This window comes from Rhodococcus sp. 27YEA6 (genome assembly GCF_044908235.1).
In the GTDB taxonomy this organism is placed as follows: Bacteria; Actinomycetota; Actinomycetes; order Mycobacteriales; family Mycobacteriaceae; genus Rhodococcus_F; species Rhodococcus_F qingshengii.
This window is the reverse complement of sequence record NZ_JBIYCY010000037.1, coordinates 1-19,883: the sequence shown is the minus strand read 5'-3', so window position 1 is coordinate 19,883 and position 19,883 is coordinate 1. Positions and strand designations below refer to the sequence as shown.

Below are 19,883 nucleotides of genomic sequence, written 5' to 3'. Positions count from 1 at the left end.
ACGCCCGGTCCCATTCCGAACCCGGAAGCTAAGCCCTTCAGCGCCGATGGTACTGCACTCGACAGGGTGTGGGAGAGTAGGACACCGCCGAACACCCGTTAACCGAAAGGGGACCCAACATATTGGGTCCCCTTTCGTGCGTTGTATGAGAGGAATGACTGTGTCGGAGAATGGCGACGAGCGTCGGTCCTTCCGTGGGGGAGGAGCGCCTCGATCAGGTGGCCCCCGTCGTGACAACGACGGGCGTGGATCACGCGGCGCTGCAGGCGGAGACCGCCGCGGTGGTGCCGGAGACAACAACCGTGGCGGTGCTGGAAACAGTAACCGCGGCGGCGGATTCAACGGCGGACAGCGTCGCGGCGGCGAGGGTGGGTTCACCCCTCGTGGACGCGATGGCGACCGCAACCGTCAGCAAGCACGACCTGACGAACCGGATTTGCCCGACAACGTAGAGCCCACGGAGTTGGACCCGGCCGTTCGTCGGGATCTGCTCAGCCTCGACAAGGACAACGCCAACACGGTTGCGCGTCACCTCGTCATGGCGGGCAAGCTCGTCGACGAAGATCCGGAACTCGCACTGCTCCACGCTCGCGCTGCCCGTCAGCGCGCCGGCCGAATTGCGGTCGTTCGTGAAGCTGCCGGAATCACCGCGTACCACGCCGGTGAATGGGCTGAAGCTCTCTCCGAGCTTCGTGCTGCCCGTCGAATGGCTGGCGGACCAGGTCTGATCGCTGTCATGGCCGACTGCGAACGCGGTTTGGGTCGACCCGAACGCGCGATCGAGCTCGGCCGTAGCGACGAGGCTGCCCTGCTTTCGGGCGACGAGGCGTCTGAGTTGAGGATCGTCGTCGCGGGCGCCCGCATGGATCTCGGTCAGTTCGATCAGGCAGTTGTCACACTGCAGACCAAGGATCTGGACGCAGCGCGTACCGGTGAAGCTGCGGCTCGGCTGTTCTACGCCTACGCCGATGCCCTCGTTGCAGCTGGTCGTGTCGAAGACGGACTGAAGTGGTTCCTCAACGCTGCAGCTGCTGACCTCGAGGGTGACACGGATGCTGAAGAACGGGTGGCCGAGTTGACCGGAGAAGATCAGTGACCGTGCTTCGTACTCAGTACGACGTACTTTTGCTCGATCTCGATGGCACTCTGTACGCCGGAGCTCATGCGATTCCCGGCACCCAGGCTGCTCTCGGTCAGGGCACGCAGGCTTTGTACTACGTGACCAACAATGCGAGTCGCTCGCCTTCGGCAGTGTCGGCGCATCTGACCGAACTCGGTTTCGATTCCGAAGACGATCGTGTCGTCACCAGTTCTCAGACGGCAGTGCGTCTGCTGTCGGAGCGTCTCGAACCCGGTGTCGCTGTACTCGTCGTCGGTACCGACGCATTGGCCGACGAGGTGACGCGCGTCGGGTTGCTTCCGGTGCGCGAATTCGCGGATTCTCCGGTTGCTGTCGTTCAAGGACATTCGACGGAGACCAACTGGTCGATCCTTGCCGAGGCGTGCTTGGCGATCCGGGCCGGTGCGCTGTGGGTAGCGGCAAACCTGGACACAACACTGCCGTCGGAGCGGGGTTTAGTGCTGGGCAACGGCTCGATGGTGGCAGCTCTACGCGCTGCGACCAAGCAGGAACCGTTGGTGGCAGGTAAGCCTGCTGCACCGCTGATGGAGGACGCGCTCGCTCGCAGCGGGTGCTCGCGTCCACTGGTGGTCGGTGATCGTTTGGACACCGATATCGAAGGCGCACACGCTGTTTCGATCGACTCGTTGTTGGTTCTCACCGGTGTGAGCACGCCGGGTGACGTACTGCGGGCTCCGGTTGAGCAGCGCCCCACCTACATTGCAGCAACTCTGGATTCGCTCAATCAGCCGGCCGTCGAATCGCTGGTCGGTGCGGACTCCAAGTGGTCTGTCTCCGTGAACGGGTCGGCGCTGGTTGTCGACGGCCCGGTTGTCGGGGACGAGATGTCGCTTCTACGCGCGGTTGCGCCTGTCGCATGGGCTAATCCGTCGTTCCGGACCCTGGAAGCGTCGGATGCCGGCGTGGCGGATCTGTTTGCATCCTGGCTCGTCTGATCTCTCGCAAATGTGTTCGACTCGCGGGGGTGCGGGTGTATGCGTAACCGAGAGTCATGCACTAACGTTGTGCCCGATGAGCACGCCGACACCGCACCCCGGAAACACGAGTAACGGATCTCCGTTGCCCGGGCCACGCCCTTCCGTCGATCCGGAACGCATACGTTCTGACGTCGACGGTTTGCTGGCGCGCCTCGGCGGCATCGAACAGGATCCGAACGATCAGCACGGAGCAGGTGTGATTCCGCAGAAGGCACATATTTTGGAACAGGCACACGAGGTGCTCGTCCAGGCACTCGCCTCTGTGGACAGGGCTTGACGTGGCACGTAGAGCACGGGTGGACGCCGAACTTGTCCGTCGCGGACTCGCACGGTCACGAGATCATGCGCAAGAACTGATTTCCGCCGGGCGAGTTCTCATCTCGGGAGCCGTTGCGACCAAGCCTGCGACGGCGATCGAAGCCGGAACGCCACTTCGGGTCGTCGAGGTGGAGCAGGAAGTTTCGTGGGCGTCGCGAGGTGCTCACAAACTGATCGGCGCACTCGACGCCTTCGGTGCCGAAGGATTGACGGTCGAAGGTCACCGTTGCCTCGACGCCGGCGCATCCACCGGTGGGTTCACCGATGTTCTGCTGACGCGTGGTGCGAAGGAAGTTGTCGCAGTCGACGTCGGCTACGGACAACTGGTGTGGCGCCTGCAGTCCGATGACCGGGTGCACGTCATCGACCGAACCAATGTTCGTGCAATTGATGCAGAGACCATCGGCGGAACTGTCGATCTCGTTGTCGCGGACTTGTCGTTCATTTCTCTCAAACTTGTACTCGGGGCGTTTGTCGCCTGTACTGCTGACGGCGCGGACCTGGTTCCGATGGTCAAGCCTCAGTTCGAGGTGGGCAAGGACCGCGTCGGTGCCGGTGGCGTCGTACGAGATCCGGAATTGCGAATCTCGGCTGTGCTCGACGTGTCGGAGGCTGCTGCAAAGGTAGGTCTGCGGACGTTAGGTGTCGTGGCCAGCCCATTGCCCGGTCCGTCGGGAAATGTCGAGTATTTCCTGTGGCTTCGAAAGGCAGGTTCGCCCGGTGATCACGAGCCGGACACCGAGGGAATTCCTTCGGTGGAGGACATGATTCGCAAGGCTGTAGAGGAAGGGCCCCAGTGAACGCGGTCACGAACGGCGAGTCGCGCGAGATCCTTCTTGTCGCACACCCTGGTCGACGTGACATCACGGAAACCGCCAAGCGAGTCGGGAAGATTTTCGAACGGGCGGGAATCGGGCTGCGAGTCCTCGTCGACGAAGCAGACAGCTCGCGCATCGAAGCAATGACGGAACCCGCGGGCTTCTCTGCGCCGGGTCTCGACGTCACGGTTGTTCATCCCGGTGCTGATGCTGCCGTCGGATGCGAGTTGGTTCTGGTTCTCGGTGGTGACGGCACATTTCTGCGCGCCGCCGAACTCGCTCAAGAAGCGTCCATTCCGGTACTGGGCATCAACCTCGGACGGATCGGATTTCTGGCAGAGACCGAGGCGGAGCATCTCGACGAGGCTCTCGCGCAGGTAGTTCGCAAGGAATATCGCGTCGAGTCCCGTATGACACTCGACGTTGTGATTCGGGTGGACGACGAGATCATCGATCGCGGGTGGGCGCTCAACGAGGCCAGCATCGAGAACCGTTCGCGTTTGGGAGTTCTCGAAGTTGTCCTCGAGGTCGACGGCAGACCGGTGTCTGCCTTCGGTTGCGACGGTGTTCTCGTGTCCACTCCCACCGGCTCGACCGCTTATGCCTTTTCTGCAGGCGGCCCCGTCGTGTGGCCAGAACTCGAAGCATTGCTCGTCGTACCCAGCAACGCGCACGCGCTGTTCGCGCGGCCGTTGGTCACCAGCCCGAATTCGATCATCGCGGTGGAGACCGTCGCCGGTAGCCACGACGGCCTGGTCTTCTGCGACGGTCGTCGTACGTTGGAACTGCCTGCCGGCGCTCGCGTCGAGATCGTTCGCGGCGCCACTCCCGTCAAGTGGGTCCGGTTGGACTCTGCGCCCTTCGCTGATCGGATGGTTCGCAAGTTCGAGCTTCCGGTTACCGGATGGCGAGGAAGGAAGCCTTAATCGTGCTCGCAGAGATCCGTATCGACAGTCTTGGTGTGATCTCCGAGGCCAGCGCCCAGTTCCACGAGGGCCTGACCGTCCTGACCGGTGAAACCGGCGCAGGTAAAACGATGGTCGTCACCAGCTTGCACCTCCTCAGCGGAGCGCGAGCCGATGCCGGGCGGGTGCGGTTGGGCGCGTCGCGAGCCGTCGTCGAAGGACGATTCATCGCCGACGACGTCTCACCGGCCACCGAGCGTGAGATCGTCCGAATCCTGGAATCGTCCGGCGCCGAGCGCGACGAGGACGGGACCATCATCGCCGTCCGGACAGTCGGCAGCGACGGCCGCTCACGGGCTCATCTCGGCGGACGAAGCGTGCCGGCGGGAGTTCTCTCCGAATTCACGGACCCACTTCTGACTGTCCACGGGCAGAACGATCAGCTGCGATTGCTTCGTCCCGACCAGCAACGCAATGCGCTGGACCGCTTCGGGGACAAGGCAATCGGAACGCTGCTGACGAGGTACCGCAAACACCGTCGTGAATGGCTCGATGCTCGTTCGGAGTTGATCGAACGCACGTCGAAGGCTCGTGAACTGGCGCAAGAAGCAGATCAGTTGACCTTCGCGCTCAACGAAATCGACGGCGTGGCACCCGAGCCAGGCGAGGACACGGCGATAGTTGCCGAAGTTCGACGACTCAGTGAACTCGATTCGCTCCGCTCGGCTGCGGAAGAGGCGCACGCTGCGCTCGCCGGTAGTGACGACATGGCAAGCGGCGACGTCGGGGTCATGCCGGCGCTAGACCTGATGTCCGAAGCGCGGGCGCGTATCGAGTCGGTCACCGACGCAGATCTGGACGGCCTCGGTTCCCGGTTGGCCGACGCTATTGCCGTCGTCACCGATGTTGCCGGTGACCTGAACACCTATCTGTCCGGGCTGCCCGCAGACCCGGGTGCGCTGGACTCTTTGCTGTCGCGGCAATCGGAACTGAAGACTCTGACTCGCAAGTACGCCGCCGATGTCGACGGTGTTCTCGAATGGGCAGATACCGCTCGCGCTCGTCTGTCCAAACTCGACGTGTCCTCGGATGCGTTGTCGCTGTTGGCCAAGCAGGTCGAGGAGACGGCTGGCCTCACCGCGGAAGCCGCCACAAAGCTGAGCGCCGCGCGAGTCAAGGCAGCGGCAAAGCTCGCCAAAGCCGTCAGCGCGGAACTCGCCGGTCTGGCGATGGGACGTGCGGGTCTCGAGGTGACTGTGCGCTCGCAGCCTGCCGGCCCGCAGGACTCGGCGCCGCTCAGCGTCGGGGGAGTAGACCTTCATGCCGGGTCTGCCGGCGTCGACGAGGTGGAATTCCGTCTGTCTGCGCACAGCGGGGCACCGTCACTTCCGATCAGCAAGAGCGCTTCCGGTGGCGAGCTGTCACGCGTCATGCTGGCGCTCGAGGTTGTTCTCGCTGGTAGCGACACCGGCGCGACGATGGTTTTCGACGAAGTGGACGCGGGGGTCGGTGGTCGCGCTGCTGTCGAGATCGGCCGCCGATTGGCGAAACTTGCTCGTACGCATCAGGTTATCGTCGTCACCCACCTTCCGCAGGTTGCTGCGTTTGCCGACACCCACCTCGTGGTGGACAAGGTCGACGACAAAGGCGGAGTGGTGAGCAGTGGCGTGCGGACCTTGTCGGATTCGGATCGGGTGGTCGAATTGGCCCGTATGTTGGCAGGGCTGGACGACACCGAGACCGGTCGTGCGCACGCCGAAGAACTGCTCGAGATCGCGAATGCGGCCCGCGTCACAGATTGAAGGTTCTGTGGTGTTGGTGTGACTGATGTGGTAGTTGTCGGCGCGCCTCCACCGGTCAACGCGGTTTCAGGTTCATCATCGAAGCCATGAAGATGCCCGGATTGCTCTCACGTAACACCGAATCCTTGCCTGGGATCAGTGGCATCGCCAGGGCCGATCGGAACACGGCGAAGCTTCTACGCCGCGTCGGTCCTGGAGACATCGTGATCCTCGACGAAGTCGACATCGATCGCCGGACCGCCGATGCTCTGGTGAAAGCCGGAGTCATGGCCGTGGTCAACGCGTCGCCGTCGATTTCGGGGCGGTACCCCAACCTCGGACCGGAAGTGATCGTCGCCAACGACATCGTTCTGATCGATGCCGTCGACGGTGACGTCTTCAAGAACGTCAAGGACGGCAGCAAGATCCGCCTGCACGAGGGCGAGATCTTCAACGGCGAGAAGAGCCTCGTCAAGGGCGAAGAGCAGACCGAGGCCGAGATCTCCGATCGGATGATCGAGGCCAAGACCGGCCTGGTCGATCACCTGGAAGCGTTCTCGGGTAACACCATCGAGTTCATCCGCACCGAAAGTCCTTTGCTGATCGACGGAATCGGTGTTCCGGACATCGACATCGACTTGAAGGATCGCCACGTCGTGGTCGTCTCCGACGGACCCGAACACGAGGCCGATCTGAAGAACCTCAAGCCCTTCATCAAGGAGTATTCGCCGATCCTGATCGGTGTCGGCGCAGGTGCGGACGTGTTGAGCAAGGCCGGATACCGCCCCGATCTGATCGTGGGCGACCCGGAAGAGATCACCAGTTCCACCCTCAAGTCCGGCGCGGAAGTTGTTCTGCCCGCAGACCAGGACGGTCATGCGGCGGGGCTTTCCCGAATCCAGGATCTCGGCATCGGGGCGATGACGTTCCCGGCGACCTGCTCACCGACCGACCTTGCGTTGCTGCTCGCCGATCACCACGGCGCTTCACTGATCGTGACGGTCGGCAACGTGGTGTCCTTGGACGAGTTCTTCGACCGTGGGCGTCGTGAAAGCAATCCGTCGGCGTTCATGACACGGCTCAAGGTTGGGCCGAAACTGGTCGACGCCAAGGCTGTGGCAACGCTGTATCGAAGTCGAGTGTCCGGCGGCGCGATCGCGCTCCTGGTGCTCGCCGCCCTGGTGGCAGTGATCGTCGCCCTGGTCGTGTCCAATGCCGGTAGTGAAGTTCTCGACTGGGCAATCGCAACGTGGAACAGCTTCGCGCTGTGGGTTCAGGGGCTCTTCAAGTGATTTCGATGCGTCAACATGCAATTTCCATAGCGGCAATCTTCCTGGCACTCGCGATCGGCGTGGTGCTCGGTTCCGGAATGCTGTCCAGTGGATTGCTTTCGGGTCTGCGCGACGACAAGGCGGACCTGCAGAACGAGATCGAAGACCTCAATCAACAGTCCAATCAGCTTCAGCAGCAACTCAATTCCGCGGACGGCTTCGATGCCGCTGTCGGCGGTCGCGTCGTGCGTGACAGTCTCGCTGGTCGCACCGTCGTCGTCATCACGGCACCGGACGCCGATCCCGGTGATCTCGACGGTGTCAACCGACTCGTCACTGCCGCCGGCGGTGCCGTGACCGGACGCGTCTCGCTCACCGATTCGTTTGTCGACGCCACCGGTGGTGACCGCTTGCGGACCGTCGTCACCAATGTCATCCCTGCGGGGATCACCCTCAAGACCGGTGCGGTCGATCAGGGCAGTCTCGCGGGTGATCTGCTCGGTTCGGTTCTGCTTCTCAACGGGCAGAACAGCGAGCCGCAGAGCACTCCTGACGAGATGAATCTCGCGCTCGACTCGCTGCGTAGCGCCGGTTTCATCAGCTACGACGACGGAGCGGTCAAGCCGGCTCAACTCGCCGTGGTTCTCACCGGCGACAACAAGAGTGAATCCGACGCAGCCACGGGTAACCGCGGCGCCGTCATCGCCCGGTTCGCCGGTGCTCTCGACGGACGCGGCGCAGGAACGATTCTCGCGGGCCGGCCTGGCTCGGCCGAGGGCAGTGGTCCGGTTGCCGTCGCACGTGCGGACGCGGCGCTCTCAGCGGGCTTGACGACCATCGACAACATCGACCGGGAATCGGGCAAGATCACCACGCCGTTGGCGCTGCAGGAACAGTTGAACGGCGGCGCCGGCCGCTACGGCACGGGACCGGGAGCGGCGGCGGTCACCGTCGGCGCACCCACCAACTGAACACCCCGGTATTGATACGCCGGTCACATCGGGGGCGGAAAGTCGGCGCGTTGTAGGCACCGACCCCCGATAGGTGTTACCGTGAAATCCCGTGGGTCGGCAGGCCCCAGCATGCTTCATCAGACCAAGCCCTGCACAGTCGTCACGGGAGCCCCTTTGCCACAGTCACGCACTAACACGCGTACCGCCACCAAGCACATCTTCGTCAGCGGAGGTGTAGCTTCCTCGCTCGGCAAAGGTTTGACCGCCTCGAGCCTGGGACAGTTGTTGACCGCGCGGGGAATGCGCGTGACCATGCAGAAGCTCGATCCCTATCTCAATGTGGATCCGGGCACCATGAACCCCTTCCAGCATGGCGAGGTCTTCGTCACCGAAGACGGTGCCGAGACCGACCTCGACGTCGGACACTACGAGCGGTTCCTCGACCGTGACCTCTCCGGCCAGGCGAACGTCACCACCGGCCAGGTGTACTCGACGGTCATCGCCAAGGAACGCCGCGGCGAGTACCTCGGCGACACCGTTCAGGTCATCCCGCACATCACCGACGAGATCAAGCGTCGCATCCTCGAGATGAGCGGTCCGGATCTGCAGGGACACCGCCCGGACGTCGTGATCACCGAAATCGGTGGCACCGTCGGCGACATCGAATCGCAGCCCTTCCTCGAAGCCGCTCGCCAGGTCCGCCACGACGTCGGCCGCGACAACGTCTTCTTCCTGCACGTCTCCCTCGTGCCGTACCTCGGCCCCTCCGGAGAGCTCAAGACCAAGCCCACGCAGCACTCGGTTGCGTCGTTGCGCAGCATCGGCATTCAGCCCGACGCGCTGATCCTTCGTTGCGATCGTGACGTTCCGCAGGGCCTCAAGAACAAGATCGCCCTGATGTGCGACGTGGACGTCGACGCCTGCATCTCGACGCCCGACGCTCCCTCGATCTACGACATCCCGAAGGTTCTGCACCGTGAGGGCCTCGACGCCTACGTCGTTCGCCAGCTCGGTCTCCCGTTCCGCGACGTCGACTGGACCGTGTGGGGCAACCTCCTCGATCGTGTTCACCAGCCGCGTGAGACGGTGCGCGTCGCATTGGTCGGCAAGTACGTCGACCTGCCCGACGCATACCTCTCCGTCACCGAGGCACTGCGCGCCGGTGGATTCGCGAACCGGTCCAAGGTCGAGATCTCCTGGGTACCGTCGGACGACTGTGAGACCGAAGCCGGAGCGCAGGCCGCTCTCGGTGACGTCGACGGTGTTCTGATCCCCGGTGGCTTCGGCATCCGCGGCATCGAAGGCAAGCTCGGCGCGATCCGTTTCGCACGTTCGCGCAAGCTGCCGCTGCTGGGTCTGTGCCTGGGTCTGCAGTGCGTCGTCATCGAAGCTGCTCGTAGCGTCGGCCTCGACGATGCCAACTCGGCCGAGTTCGAGCCGGACACCAAGCATCCGGTCATCTCGACGATGGCTGATCAGGAAGACGTCATCGCCGGTGACGCCGACCTCGGTGGCACCATGCGTCTGGGTGCTTACCCGGCCGTGCTGACCAAGGGTTCCGTCGTCGCTCAGGCCTACGGAACCGAGGACGTTTCCGAGCGTCACCGTCACCGCTACGAGGTCAACAACACCTACCGCGATCGGATTGCCAAGTCCGGCTTGCAGTTTAGCGGAACCTCACCGGACGGTCATCTGGTCGAGTTCGTCGAGTACCCGCGTGAGCAGCATCCGTTCTTCGTTGCCACCCAGGCACACCCGGAGCTCAAGAGCCGCCCGACTCGCCCGCATCCGCTGTTCGCCGCCTTCGTCGAAGCAGCGTTGACGTACAAGCTCGAAGAGCGCCTGCCCGTCGACGTCCACGGTGACGAGAAGATCGACACCGCCGCCACCGAGACGGCGCTCGACGCTGCAGTTGAGAACGTGGAAAAGGTCTAGCCACACATGAGCGATCCCGGTCGGCACGAATTCGACACCCTCGGCTCCAAGACGGTCTACACCGGCGCGATCATCGCGTTGCGCGTCGACACCGTTGCGATGCCTGGTGGTCAGCGTGCCGATCGGGAAGTCGTCGAGCATCACGGCGCCGTTGCCGTCGTGGCACTGGACGAGCACGACAACCTGGTGCTGATTCACCAGTACCGTCACCCGCTCGGGCACCGGTTGTGGGAAATTCCTGCCGGTCTGCTCGACGCTCCGGGGGAGAGCCCGGTCGAGGCTGCAGCGCGCGAGCTGGGCGAAGAAACCGGACTCGGCGCCGATCGATGGTCGGTGCTGGTCGATGTCGCTCTCTCACCCGGGTTCACGGACGAGGCGGTTCGCGTCTTCCTCGCCGAGGGGCTGCACGAGGTGGAGCGCGACGATCCCGAACACGAAGAAGCCGATCTCGAGATTTCGCGGGTTCCGCTCGCCGACGCCGTCGACATGGCGCTACGCGGCGACATCGTCAATGCCACAGCGGTATCGGGCATTCTCGCGATCGCCACCGCACGCGCGACGGGAAAGCCGCTGCGCCCCGCCGACGCACCGTGGCCCGATCGTCCTCGCGCATTCGGAGAACGCAAGTCGCGAGCCTGAAGTGCTTGCCCGACAGGTGGACTCGTATCTCGACCATCTAGCGGTCGAGCGAGGATCTGCGCGCAATACTCTACTTTCCTATCGCCGCGACCTGAATCGGTACGCGGAGTACCTGCACGGACGCGGCATCGACGACGTCGCGGGCGTGACGGAGAACGACGTCACCGAATTCGTGACACATCTGCGCCTGGGTGACAAAGATGCCGGCGTCGTACCATTGGCGGCCAGTTCGGCAGCACGCACCCTGATCGCGGTTCGCGGATTCCACAAGTTTTCCGCCGCCGAAGGTCTGGTCAGCGTCGACGTGGCCCGAACGGTCAAGCCGCCGACGCCCGGACGCAAGCTGCCCAAGGCCCTGCCTCTCGACGACGTGATCGCCCTGCTCGACGCTTCGGGTGGCGGTGCTGCCGGTGACGGGCCCCGCGACCTGCGGGATCGCGCTCTGCTCGAGCTCCTGTACTCGACCGGAGCGCGAATCACCGAGGCGATCGATCTGGACGTCGACGACATCGACACCGAAACCCGTTCCGTGCTGCTCAAGGGCAAGGGCGGCAAGCAGCGGATCGTCCCCGTCGGCAGGCCGGCGATCGCCGCCGTCGACGCGTATCTCGTCCGCGGGCGCCCCAGCCTGGCGACGCGCGGTGTTCCTGCCCTCTTTCTCAACGCGCGCGGTGGACGCCTCTCGCGTCAAAGCGCGTGGCAGATACTTCAGGATGCGGCGGCGTCGGCCGGGATCAAGGCGGACGTCTCACCCCACACGCTCAGGCACTCGTTTGCCACACACCTGCTCGACGGCGGCGCGGACGTACGCGTCGTGCAGGAACTTCTCGGTCACGCTTCGGTAACCACGACGCAGATCTACACGCTGGTCACCGTCACCGCGCTGCGCGAAGTGTGGGCTCAGGCACACCCGCGTGCCCGTTAGGGGTTGGTTGGCTCATGCGTGTCTGCGAGACCATTCGGTGATGTAAGCGGTAGCGTTCAAGGAGCGCGAGCGGCCTCCACCGCAGTTTCGGGGGTTTGCCGGCGCCGAGAGCAACCGCCGAAAGAGTAGGGGAGCATCGGACCGTGTCGACATCGCAGCCACCAGCGGCGGAGTCCGCGCCGCCGCTGGTCAATGCCCAACTCTTCGAGCGCGTGAACGAATCAGCACCAGCTGTACCCTCCGAACCAGAGGCGATGTTCGAAATAGATACGACGCCAGTAGCCTCTCCACCTGCGGAAACCCTCACCGTTTCCGCGGAAGAACTCGGCCCGACAGGTCGACCGGTCCGCGAGGTACCCCAACCGACACCGTTGGCGCACCACGGACCCGCGATGATCATCGCGATGTGCAACCAGAAGGGCGGCGTCGGCAAGACGACGTCGACCATCAACCTGGGTGCGTCGTTGGCCGAATACGGTCGCCGAGTGCTCCTGGTGGATCTCGATCCCCAAGGCGCGTTGTCTGCTGGACTGGGCGTCCAGCATCACGACCTGGAACTGACCGTCCATAACCTTCTGGTCGAACCGCGTGTGTCCATCGACGATGTGTTGATGCGAACTCGGGTCGACGGCCTCGACCTGCTGCCCAGCAACATCGACCTTTCGGCCGCCGAGATCCAATTGGTCACCGAGGTCGGACGTGAGCAGACCTTGGGACGCGTGTTGCACCCTGTTCTCGATCGGTACGACTACGTGCTCATCGACTGCCAGCCGTCGCTTGGCCTCCTCACGGTGAATGCACTGGCCTGCGCCGATTCGGTCATCATTCCGATGGAATGCGAGTACTTCAGCCTGCGCGGCCTGGCACTCCTCAACGACACCGTCGAAAAGGTGCACGATCGTCTCAATCCCAAGCTCGAGTTGGCCGGTATCGTCGTCACGATGTTCGACGCCCGGACTCTGCACGCTCGTGAGGTGATGGCGCGAGTCGTCGAGGTGTTCGGCGACGTCGTCTACGACACGGTGATCAACCGCACCGTCCGATTCCCCGAAACCAGCGTCGCCGGTGAGCCGATCACGACGTGGGCGCCGAAATCGGCTGGGGCCGAGGCATATCGAGCATTGGCCCGCGAGGTCATTCACCGGTCTGGTCGTTAGTGGAACTGATTGCATCGCAAGAAGATTCGGTCGAAGTCGAGCCGGATTCGATCGACCCGAACGTGCCGACCGACGCTCAGACCGCAGCCAAGGCTGCCGGTTTCCGAGTCACTCTCCGGAACTTCGAAGGCCCGTTCGATCTGCTGTTGAACCTGATCAATCAACGACAGCTCGATGTCACCGAAGTCGCCCTGCACACCGTCACTGACGATTTCATCGCATACACCAAGGAACTCGGCAGTGCGATGGGCCTCGATCAGACAACAGAGTTTCTGGTCGTCGCGGCCACGCTTCTGGATCTGAAAGCCGCAAGGCTGTTGCCCGCCGGGCAGGTCGAGGACGCCGAGGATCTAGCGCTACTCGAAGCCCGCGACCTTCTCTTCGCGCGACTGCTGCAGTACCGGGCGTACAAACAAGTTGCGGCGCTGTTCGGTGAGTTGGAGGAAGCAGCGCTGCGGCGCTATCCGCGCTCGGTTGCCGTCGAGGATCAGTTCACCGAACTCCTGCCCGAGGTGTTGTTGGGCGTCGATCCTCAGCGTTTTGCGGAGATCGCGGCGACGGTGTTCACACCGCGTCCGGTGCCGACGGTGGGCCTCGATCACCTCCATGTGTCCAATATCTCGATACCCGAACAAGCCGAGCGAATTCTCGAGTTGCTGCGCGAGCGAGGCATAGGGGAGTGGACACCCTTCGGGGACCTCGTTGCCGAGTGTGAGATCACCGTCGAGATAGTCGCAAGATTTCTCGCGTTGCTCGAGTTGTATCGCCGGCAGGTCATTGTGTTCGAGCAACCCGAAGCACTCGGACCGCTGATGGTGAGTTGGACCGGAGACGACCCGGCCGCGCCGGTCACAGAGGAGGACTACGGATGAACGCCGAGCCGACGGAATCAGAGTCTTCGCAGCTAGACGAGATGATCGAGCCTACCGAACACGCCTCGGAGTCCGAAGATTCCGCCCCCGATTTCGAACTCGACGACGATCAACTCGACGCAGTGCTGGAGTCGCTTCTGCTTGTCGTGGATTCGCCGGCCGAAGTGAACCAACTCGCATCTGTCACCGGAACCGCGCCGGAACGAGTCGAAGAACGCCTGACGTCGATGTCGGCCGCATTGACCGCTCGCGGCAGCGGAATGGACCTTCGCTACGCGGGAGACGGATGGCGTCTGTACACGCGACAAGAGTTTGCCCCGTACGTGGAAAAGCTGCTATTGGACGGCGCACGCACCAAATTGACCAGGGCGGCATTGGAAACTTTGGCCGTAGTCGCATACCGTCAACCGTTGACTCGTGCGCGGATCAGTGCGGTACGAGGCGTCAACGTGGACGGGGTGGTACGCACCCTCCTTGCCCGCGGACTGATCGCGGAAGCCGGGCCTGACCCGGACACCAACGCGACACGGTACTCCACGACCGAACTGTTCCTCGAACGGCTCGGCCTGGCCTCGCTCAGCGAGCTCCCGGAGTTGGCCCCGCTCTTGCCTGATGTCGATCTCATCGACGACATCAGCGAAAGCCTGGAATCCGATCCGCGATTTGCGAGAATGAACAAGGCAGACGTGCCCGCTGACGTAGTGGACACCGAAGTCGACGACTGACCGGAATTCCGGCGCTCGTCGGCACCGAGAAAGACCCGACCACGCTCGGGAAACAGTAGAAAACTGACAGGAAAAAAGTGAACAATCCCGCTCGCCGAGATGGCACACCGGACCGTAACAACTCCCGCGACAACCGCGGCGCACGCAGCGATGCCCCCCGTGGTGGTCGCAGCGACGCCCCCCGCGGCGCACGTAGCGAAGCGCCCCGTGGTGGACGCAGCAACACTTCCCGCAGTACCTCTGGATACGACCGCAACGCCGGATCCGACCGTCCCCGCATGGACGACCGTCGCGGTGGATTCAATGATGACCGTCGCCCGCCGCGCAGTGATGACCGTCGCCCGCCGCGCAGCGATGACCGTCGCCCCGCACGTACGGACGACCGCCGTGGCGGTTACAACGACGATCGGCGCGGACCGCGCACGGACGATCGCCGCGGACCCCGCAGCGACGACCGTCGTACTCCCCACGTCGACGCCCGTCGCGCACCGCGTGGCGGCGCTGACCGTCGTAGTGACGATCAGCGCGGCGCACGCCCCGACGCTCCTCGCGGCGGCGCATGGTCGAACGCACCTCGTGGGTCCAAGTTCGACGGACCTCCGCGCAAGCGCCCGGCAGCCCCGACACCGCCGGCGACCAACAAGCGTGGCAAGCCGAAGACCGAGAAGCCGCAGCGCGTCGTCTCTCAGAACCCGTTGGTCTCCAACGCCAAGCCGGCGCGTCATCAGCATGCCGAGATCACCAAGCACGACGGCCCGCCGAAGGGCGACGGCGTCCGCTTGCAGAAGGTGCTGGCTCAGGCCGGCGTCGCATCACGCCGCGCTGCTGAAGAGCTGATCGATCAGGGTCGCGTCGAGGTCGACGGCCGCATCGTGATCGAACAGGGTCTGCGTGTCGACCCCGAGAACGCAGTGGTTCGTGTCGACGGCGTCCGCGTCGTCGTGCAGAAGGACCTCGTCTACCTCGCGATGAACAAGCCGCGTGGCTGGCAGTGCACCATGTCCGACGATCTCGGTCGTCCGTGCGTCGGTGACATCGTCTCCGAGCGCGTTCAGTCGGGTCAGCGGCTCTTCCACGTCGGCCGTCTCGACGCCGACACCGAAGGCTTGCTTCTCTTCACCAACGACGGTGACTTGGCTCACCGCCTGATGCACCCGTCGTTCGAGGTTCCGAAGACGTACCTCGCCACGGTTCACGGCGTTGTCGAGCGCAGCACCGGCAAGCAGTTGCGCGACGGCGTCACCCTCGACGACGGTCCGGCCAAGGTGGACGCGTTCACCGTGCTCGAGATCAACGAGGGCAAGACGCTCGTCAAGCTCGTTCTGCACGAGGGCCGCAAGCACATCGTGCGTCGCCTCCTCGATGCCGTCGGTCACCCCGTTGTCCGTCTGGTTCGCACCAACGTCGGAGTTGTCGCCCTCGGCGATCAGCGTCCGGGAACGCAGCGCGTCCTCGGACGTAGCGAGGTCGGTGGACTGTACGAGGCGGTCGGCCTGTGACCGATTCGTCCATGCCGCTGGTAGTCGCTATGGACGGACCGTCCGGAACCGGCAAGTCCAGCGTCTCTCGCGCGTTGGCGCAGCGTTTGGGCGCTCGCTACCTCGACACCGGAGCCATCTACCGGATCGCGACCCTGCACGTGCTGCGTCAGGGAATCGATCTGGCGGATTCCGCCGCGATCACGGCCGCCGTTGCGGCGTTGCCGTGGTCCATCGGTACCGATCCGAGCAGCGAGCAGGTGCATCTCGACGGCGCGGACGTCAGTGAGGAGATCCGCGGCGACGCGGTCACCAAGGCTGTCTCCGCGGTCTCGGCTGTGCCCGAGGTTCGCGACCTGCTGGTCGCCACTCAGCGTGAGCTGGCGGCGGGTGCGGAGCGGATCGTCGTGGAAGGTCGCGACATCGGAACCGTCGTACTCCCCGATGCAGACGTCAAGATCTTCTTGACCGCATCGGCGGAAACCCGTGCGGCACGGCGCAATACGCAGAACATCGGCCAAGGCCGTGAAGACAATTACGAAGCGGTGCTGGCTGATGTGCAGCGCCGTGACCATCTCGATTCGACTCGGGCAGTGTCGCCGTTGCGCCCTGCCGACGACTCCATTCTGGTGGATACGAGCGAATTGGGAATTGAAGATGTGATCGCCAAGTTGCTGTTGGTGGTCAGCGACAGAACTGGAGCAGTGCAGTGAGCGACGATCTGGTAACCGAATATGCCGGTGACGGAACTTGGTCCGAGGAATCGGAGTGGGATTACGCCGATCTCGAAGCGGACGGCGAAGGCGAAGCGCACATTGCCGTCCCGACCTTGGCTGTTGTCGGTCGACCGAACGTCGGCAAGTCGACGCTCGTCAACCGCATCATCGGCCGTCGTGAAGCGGTAGTCGAGGACATCCCCGGCGTTACCCGTGACCGCGTCTCGTACGAGGCGAACTGGGCCGGACGGCGCTTCCTCGTCCAGGACACCGGCGGATGGGAACCCGACGCAAAGGGTCTTCAGCAGGCCGTTGCCCGCCAGGCCGAATTGGCCATGGGAACGGCTGACGCCATTCTCCTGGTCGTCGACGCCGTTGTCGGCGCTACGACGACGGACGAAGCTGTCGCTCGAGTGCTTCGCCGCTCGAAGACTCCGGTCATCCTCGTTGCCAACAAGGTGGACGACGGACGCACCGAGTCCGAGGTTGCAGCGCTGTGGTCCTTGGGCCTCGGTCAGCCGTACTCCGTGAGTGCGACCCACGGCCGCGGCACCGGCGACCTGCTCGACGAGGTTCTCGAGAAGCTGCCGGAAACCCCGCGTGAAGGTATCCCCGGCGGCGGTCCGCGTCGTGTTGCTCTCGTCGGAAAGCCGAACGTCGGAAAGTCCAGCTTGCTCAACAAGCTGTCCGGTGACGAGCGGTCCGTCGTGCACAATGTTGCCGGCACCACCGTCGACCCGGTCGACTCCATCGTCGAACTCGGCGGGCGCCCTTGGCGTTTCGTCGACACGGCTGGTCTGCGCAAGCGCGTCAGCCATGCCAGCGGCGCGGAGTTCTATGCGTCGCTGCGTACGAAGAGCGCGATCGAGGCCGCTGAGGTTGCGATCCTGCTGATCGACGCGCACGAGCCGATCACCGAGCAGGACCTGCGTGTTCTGAGCATGGTGGCCGACACGGGTCGTGCATTGGTGATCGCATTCAACAAGTGGGACCTCGTGGACGAGGACCGTCGACTCATGCTGGACAAGGAAGTGGACCGCGATCTGGTCCGCGTTCCGTGGGCTCAGCGAGTCAACATCTCCGCCCACACCGGTCGCGCCGTGGCGAAGCTCGTGCCGGCTCTCGACACGGCTCTGGAGTCCTGGGACAAGCGCATCCCCACGGGTCGCCTGAACACCTGGCTCAAGGAAGTTGTGGCAGCAACGCCGCCTCCGATGCGTGGTGGTCGCCTTCCGCGCATCATGTTCGCGACGCAGGCAAGCACGCGCCCGCCGACATTCGTTCTCTTCACCACGGGCTTCCTCGAGGCCGGCTACCGCCGCTTCATCGAGCGGCGTCTGCGTGAAGAGTTCAACTTCGACGGCAGCCCGATCCGCGTATCCGTCCGAGTGCGCGAGAAGCGTGACCGCAAGGGCCGCTGATTCTGCGTCCAATTCGGTACTGAAACGGCTCTGACCAGCCGATTGGTACTTCGGCCCGTCCCTGATGTAATCTTTCCAAGCGCCCGAAACAAGGGCGTGGGACGGGCTGTGGCGCAGCTTGGTAGCGCACTTGACTGGGGGTCAAGTGGTCGCAGGTTCAAATCCTGTCAGCCCGACCGAAGTTAGATCAAAAAGGCAGTTTCTCAGAAATGGGAAACTGCCTTTTTGTTTGTGCCTTCAGAGGTTCGGCAACGGATCGCGCGGGAAGTCCTGCGGTGACGTGATCTCCGCGTCGGCAGCGTTCACGACTGCAACATATTCTTCGTCGATCTCGTACGTTATGCCCGCCGCAGTGAAGTGCGGCGTGGACGCAGTATCGACCGGGCCGAGGACGGTCATTCTCGGAAACTGGGTGAGGATCGACCTCGGCACTTTTCTGGATCGAAAGCTCGTCGAGAAGACGGTGATCGCCTTTCGGCTTACCACGACAAACACACTCGGTTTCGCGCTCATCAGAACGTCCGCTGGAAATACTTACCGGATCTCGTCATCTGGATCCAAGTAAGACCGAAGGCGCTCGCGAGCATCCGCAGAAACCGGCATGGGCGGAAGGTTAGCAGCACGAGCACAAGAGCTTGCAAAGTTCGTGGTGTCGACCGGCCGATAAACCGAGTATTTCTACGGCGCTTATCCACCGTTTGGCGATTTTGCTCCTATTTCCCGGCGATGGAGCGGGCGCTGGACCTTACCAATGTCAAGGCGACATTGATCTTGCTGTCCGGTCATCAGACGCTGGAGGAGATACGGCGGTGGTCGAGTCAATGGCCGGCTTGAGTCCGGTGCTCGGAGCGGAAGTCCACGCTGTCATTGGTGGTGATCTCACTGCGTTCGGAACCCCAGATCGGTTGTCGCGCATCGCGGGTCCGGACCGGAACCATCTGAGTCGGGTCGGGTGAGCGGAAACCTGTGGCGGCAGAGGCGATACGACCGCCTGTTGTGGGCGCTCTACCTCGCCGCCCAGTTGAGCCTCCCAAGTTGTCTGCGTATCGCAGACCTCCTAAGCCTGGAAACGATTCGAATAGAAACGTCACACCCAACCCGTCCTTTGCTCTAGCGCGGCGGCGGTTGAATGTGTTGTCGGCGATGGTCGTGACAACGCGGCGGTCTAACTGCCAGGACCAACTGCCGCATTGGCGGTAGACAACTTCTGACTAGATCATTTACAGACTCGACTTAACACCGTCCTCAACCTCCGAATTGCTCCGAAACCCGAGTCCGCCGAAATGCGCCACTGCGCCGGCATCGCGTCCATCACCGGCCCACTCCCGGGGTTCTCGATCGTGACCATCGCCAACCCGAAAGGAGGCGTCGGCAAAACTCCACTCGCGGTAGGGCTGAATGCGATCATTGCCGAACACCGCGGCGCCGCAACCACGGTCTGCGTCGACGTCGCCGACGTCGGCGGCAGCCTCGCCGACCGCGTCAGCATCCCACCCCGCGACGGACACGACGTTCTGTCACTGATCGCCGCAGAGACAGCCGAGCCCGGCAGCATCCGGCCCTCGGCGCTCTCGCAGTACCTCACCCGCCAACCAGGCGGGGACGACATCGTCGCCGGCAACAACGGCGCTCACGGATCCAGTCTCGGCTACGACGACGCCCACGCGGCGGCGCAGATCTTGTCCCAGCACCGCGAGATCCTCATCGCCGACACCGGCAACAACCGCCTCGCCGCCAGCTGGCACTGGGCAACCACCCACGCGGACGTCCTCCTCGTACCGGTACCGCTCCGCCGCGACGCCGCCGCAGCCGCGCACCGCATGCTCCTCGACCTCGCCGCCACCGCCGGCC

General features: G+C 63.7%; 19 protein-coding genes, 1 tRNA gene and 1 rRNA gene. 20 read left to right on the top strand and 1 reads right to left on the bottom strand.

The genetic code is table 11. The annotated features are described in order from the left end of the window. From rrf to ABH939_RS32320, 19 genes are all read left to right on the top strand, one after another. A 5S ribosomal RNA gene (gene rrf / locus ABH939_RS32410) occupies positions 1–93 on the top strand; the annotation flags it as partial. Between the two features lie 61 nt (positions 94–154). Continuing rightward, entirely contained in the window at positions 155–1,096 is a 942-nt protein-coding gene (locus tag ABH939_RS32405) for a hypothetical protein (RefSeq protein ID WP_073513327.1), read from the top strand. Further along, positions 1,093–2,076 carry an HAD-IIA family hydrolase gene (locus tag ABH939_RS32400; RefSeq protein WP_404650714.1) on the top strand — a complete coding sequence of 328 codons (984 nt, stop codon included), beginning with the start codon at positions 1,093–1,095 and terminating at the stop codon, positions 2,074–2,076. Before ABH939_RS32405 ends, ABH939_RS32400 begins: the two co-directional genes overlap by 4 nt. A 76-nt stretch (positions 2,077–2,152) precedes the next feature. Further along, complete coding sequence (locus ABH939_RS32395) at positions 2,153–2,395, top strand: hypothetical protein (protein WP_003946140.1); 243 nt, start codon at positions 2,153–2,155, stop codon at positions 2,393–2,395. 1 nt (position 2,396) lies between these two features. Next, a complete protein-coding gene (locus ABH939_RS32390; protein ID WP_404650713.1) occupies positions 2,397–3,236 on the top strand; it encodes a TlyA family RNA methyltransferase in 840 nt (279 codons plus the stop codon). Next, a complete protein-coding gene (locus ABH939_RS32385; RefSeq protein ID WP_047270483.1) occupies positions 3,233–4,180 on the top strand; it encodes an NAD kinase in 948 nt (315 codons plus the stop codon). Before ABH939_RS32390 ends, ABH939_RS32385 begins: the two co-directional genes overlap by 4 nt. 2 nt (positions 4,181–4,182) lie before the next feature. Next, complete coding sequence (gene recN / locus ABH939_RS32380) at positions 4,183–5,961, top strand: DNA repair protein RecN (protein WP_003946143.1); 1,779 nt, start codon at positions 4,183–4,185, stop codon at positions 5,959–5,961. An 86-nt stretch (positions 5,962–6,047) separates the two neighbouring features. Further along, positions 6,048–7,232 carry a putative cytokinetic ring protein SteA gene (gene steA, locus ABH939_RS32375; protein WP_007731902.1) on the top strand — a complete coding sequence of 395 codons (1,185 nt, stop codon included), beginning with the start codon at positions 6,048–6,050 and terminating at the stop codon, positions 7,230–7,232. Next, positions 7,229–8,182: a copper transporter gene (locus ABH939_RS32370; RefSeq protein ID WP_007731900.1), complete on the top strand. Its 954-nt coding sequence runs from the start codon at positions 7,229–7,231 to the stop codon at positions 8,180–8,182. Before steA ends, ABH939_RS32370 begins: the two co-directional genes overlap by 4 nt. A 156-nt stretch (positions 8,183–8,338) precedes the next feature. After that, positions 8,339–10,099, top strand: a complete 1,761-nt coding sequence (locus ABH939_RS32365) for a CTP synthase (RefSeq protein WP_404650712.1) — start codon at positions 8,339–8,341, stop codon at positions 10,097–10,099. A 6-nt stretch (positions 10,100–10,105) separates the two neighbouring features. Then, on the top strand, positions 10,106–10,738 hold the full coding sequence (locus ABH939_RS32360; RefSeq protein ID WP_047270484.1) for an NUDIX hydrolase: 633 nt from the start codon (positions 10,106–10,108) through the stop codon (positions 10,736–10,738). Between the two features lies 1 nt (position 10,739). Beyond that, entirely contained in the window at positions 10,740–11,663 is a 924-nt protein-coding gene (gene xerD, locus ABH939_RS32355) for a site-specific tyrosine recombinase XerD (RefSeq protein ID WP_047270485.1), read from the top strand. A gap of 143 nt (positions 11,664–11,806) precedes the next feature. Then, positions 11,807–12,820 (top strand): ParA family protein, encoded by a 1,014-nt coding sequence (locus tag ABH939_RS32350; protein WP_404650711.1) that lies wholly within the window; start codon positions 11,807–11,809, stop codon positions 12,818–12,820. Between the two features lie 50 nt (positions 12,821–12,870). Then, the gene (locus ABH939_RS32345; RefSeq protein WP_046379919.1) at positions 12,871–13,692 is read left to right on the top strand and encodes a ScpA family protein; all 822 of its coding nucleotides are present in this window, start codon (positions 12,871–12,873) and stop codon (positions 13,690–13,692) included. Positions 13,693–13,733: 41 nt separating this feature from the next. After that, complete coding sequence (gene scpB, locus ABH939_RS32340; protein ID WP_037127047.1) at positions 13,734–14,417, top strand: SMC-Scp complex subunit ScpB; 684 nt, start codon at positions 13,734–13,736, stop codon at positions 14,415–14,417. A gap of 77 nt (positions 14,418–14,494) precedes the next feature. Beyond that, positions 14,495–15,916, top strand: coding sequence for a pseudouridine synthase (locus tag ABH939_RS32335; protein ID WP_404650710.1), 1,422 nt, complete (start codon positions 14,495–14,497; stop codon positions 15,914–15,916). Between the two features lie 11 nt (positions 15,917–15,927). Then, positions 15,928–16,608, top strand: coding sequence for a (d)CMP kinase (gene cmk / locus ABH939_RS32330; RefSeq protein WP_170320421.1), 681 nt, complete (start codon positions 15,928–15,930; stop codon positions 16,606–16,608). Next, the gene (der, locus tag ABH939_RS32325; protein ID WP_019748583.1) at positions 16,605–18,032 is read left to right on the top strand and encodes a ribosome biogenesis GTPase Der; all 1,428 of its coding nucleotides are present in this window, start codon (positions 16,605–16,607) and stop codon (positions 18,030–18,032) included. Before cmk ends, der begins: the two co-directional genes overlap by 4 nt. 102 nt (positions 18,033–18,134) lie before the next feature. After that, positions 18,135–18,208, top strand: a tRNA-Pro gene (locus ABH939_RS32320). Positions 18,209–18,269: 61 nt separating this feature from the next. Here the strand turns inward: ABH939_RS32320 and ABH939_RS32315 are convergent. After that, entirely contained in the window at positions 18,270–18,431 is a 162-nt protein-coding gene (locus tag ABH939_RS32315) for a hypothetical protein (RefSeq protein ID WP_206029197.1), read from the bottom strand. Positions 18,432–19,315: 884 nt separating this feature from the next. Here ABH939_RS32315 and ABH939_RS32310 point away from each other — a divergent pair. After that, positions 19,316–19,883: ParA family protein (locus ABH939_RS32310; protein WP_404650709.1), on the top strand; the 568-nt coding region annotated here is incomplete at its 3' end.

Coding starts and splice junctions, on each gene's coding strand:
- ABH939_RS32405 (WP_073513327.1), top strand. CDS start 155: ATGACTGTGTCGGAGAATGGCGACGAGCGTCGGTCCTTCCGTGGGGGA.
- ABH939_RS32395 (WP_003946140.1), top strand. CDS start 2,153: ATGAGCACGCCGACACCGCACCCCGGAAACACGAGTAACGGATCTCCG.
- steA (WP_007731902.1), top strand. CDS start 6,048: ATGAAGATGCCCGGATTGCTCTCACGTAACACCGAATCCTTGCCTGGG.
- ABH939_RS32360 (WP_047270484.1), top strand. CDS start 10,106: ATGAGCGATCCCGGTCGGCACGAATTCGACACCCTCGGCTCCAAGACG.
- scpB (WP_037127047.1), top strand. CDS start 13,734: ATGATCGAGCCTACCGAACACGCCTCGGAGTCCGAAGATTCCGCCCCC.
- cmk (WP_170320421.1), top strand. CDS start 15,928: ATGCCGCTGGTAGTCGCTATGGACGGACCGTCCGGAACCGGCAAGTCC.
- ABH939_RS32315 (WP_206029197.1), bottom strand. CDS start 18,431: ATGACCGTCCTCGGCCCGGTCGATACTGCGTCCACGCCGCACTTCACT.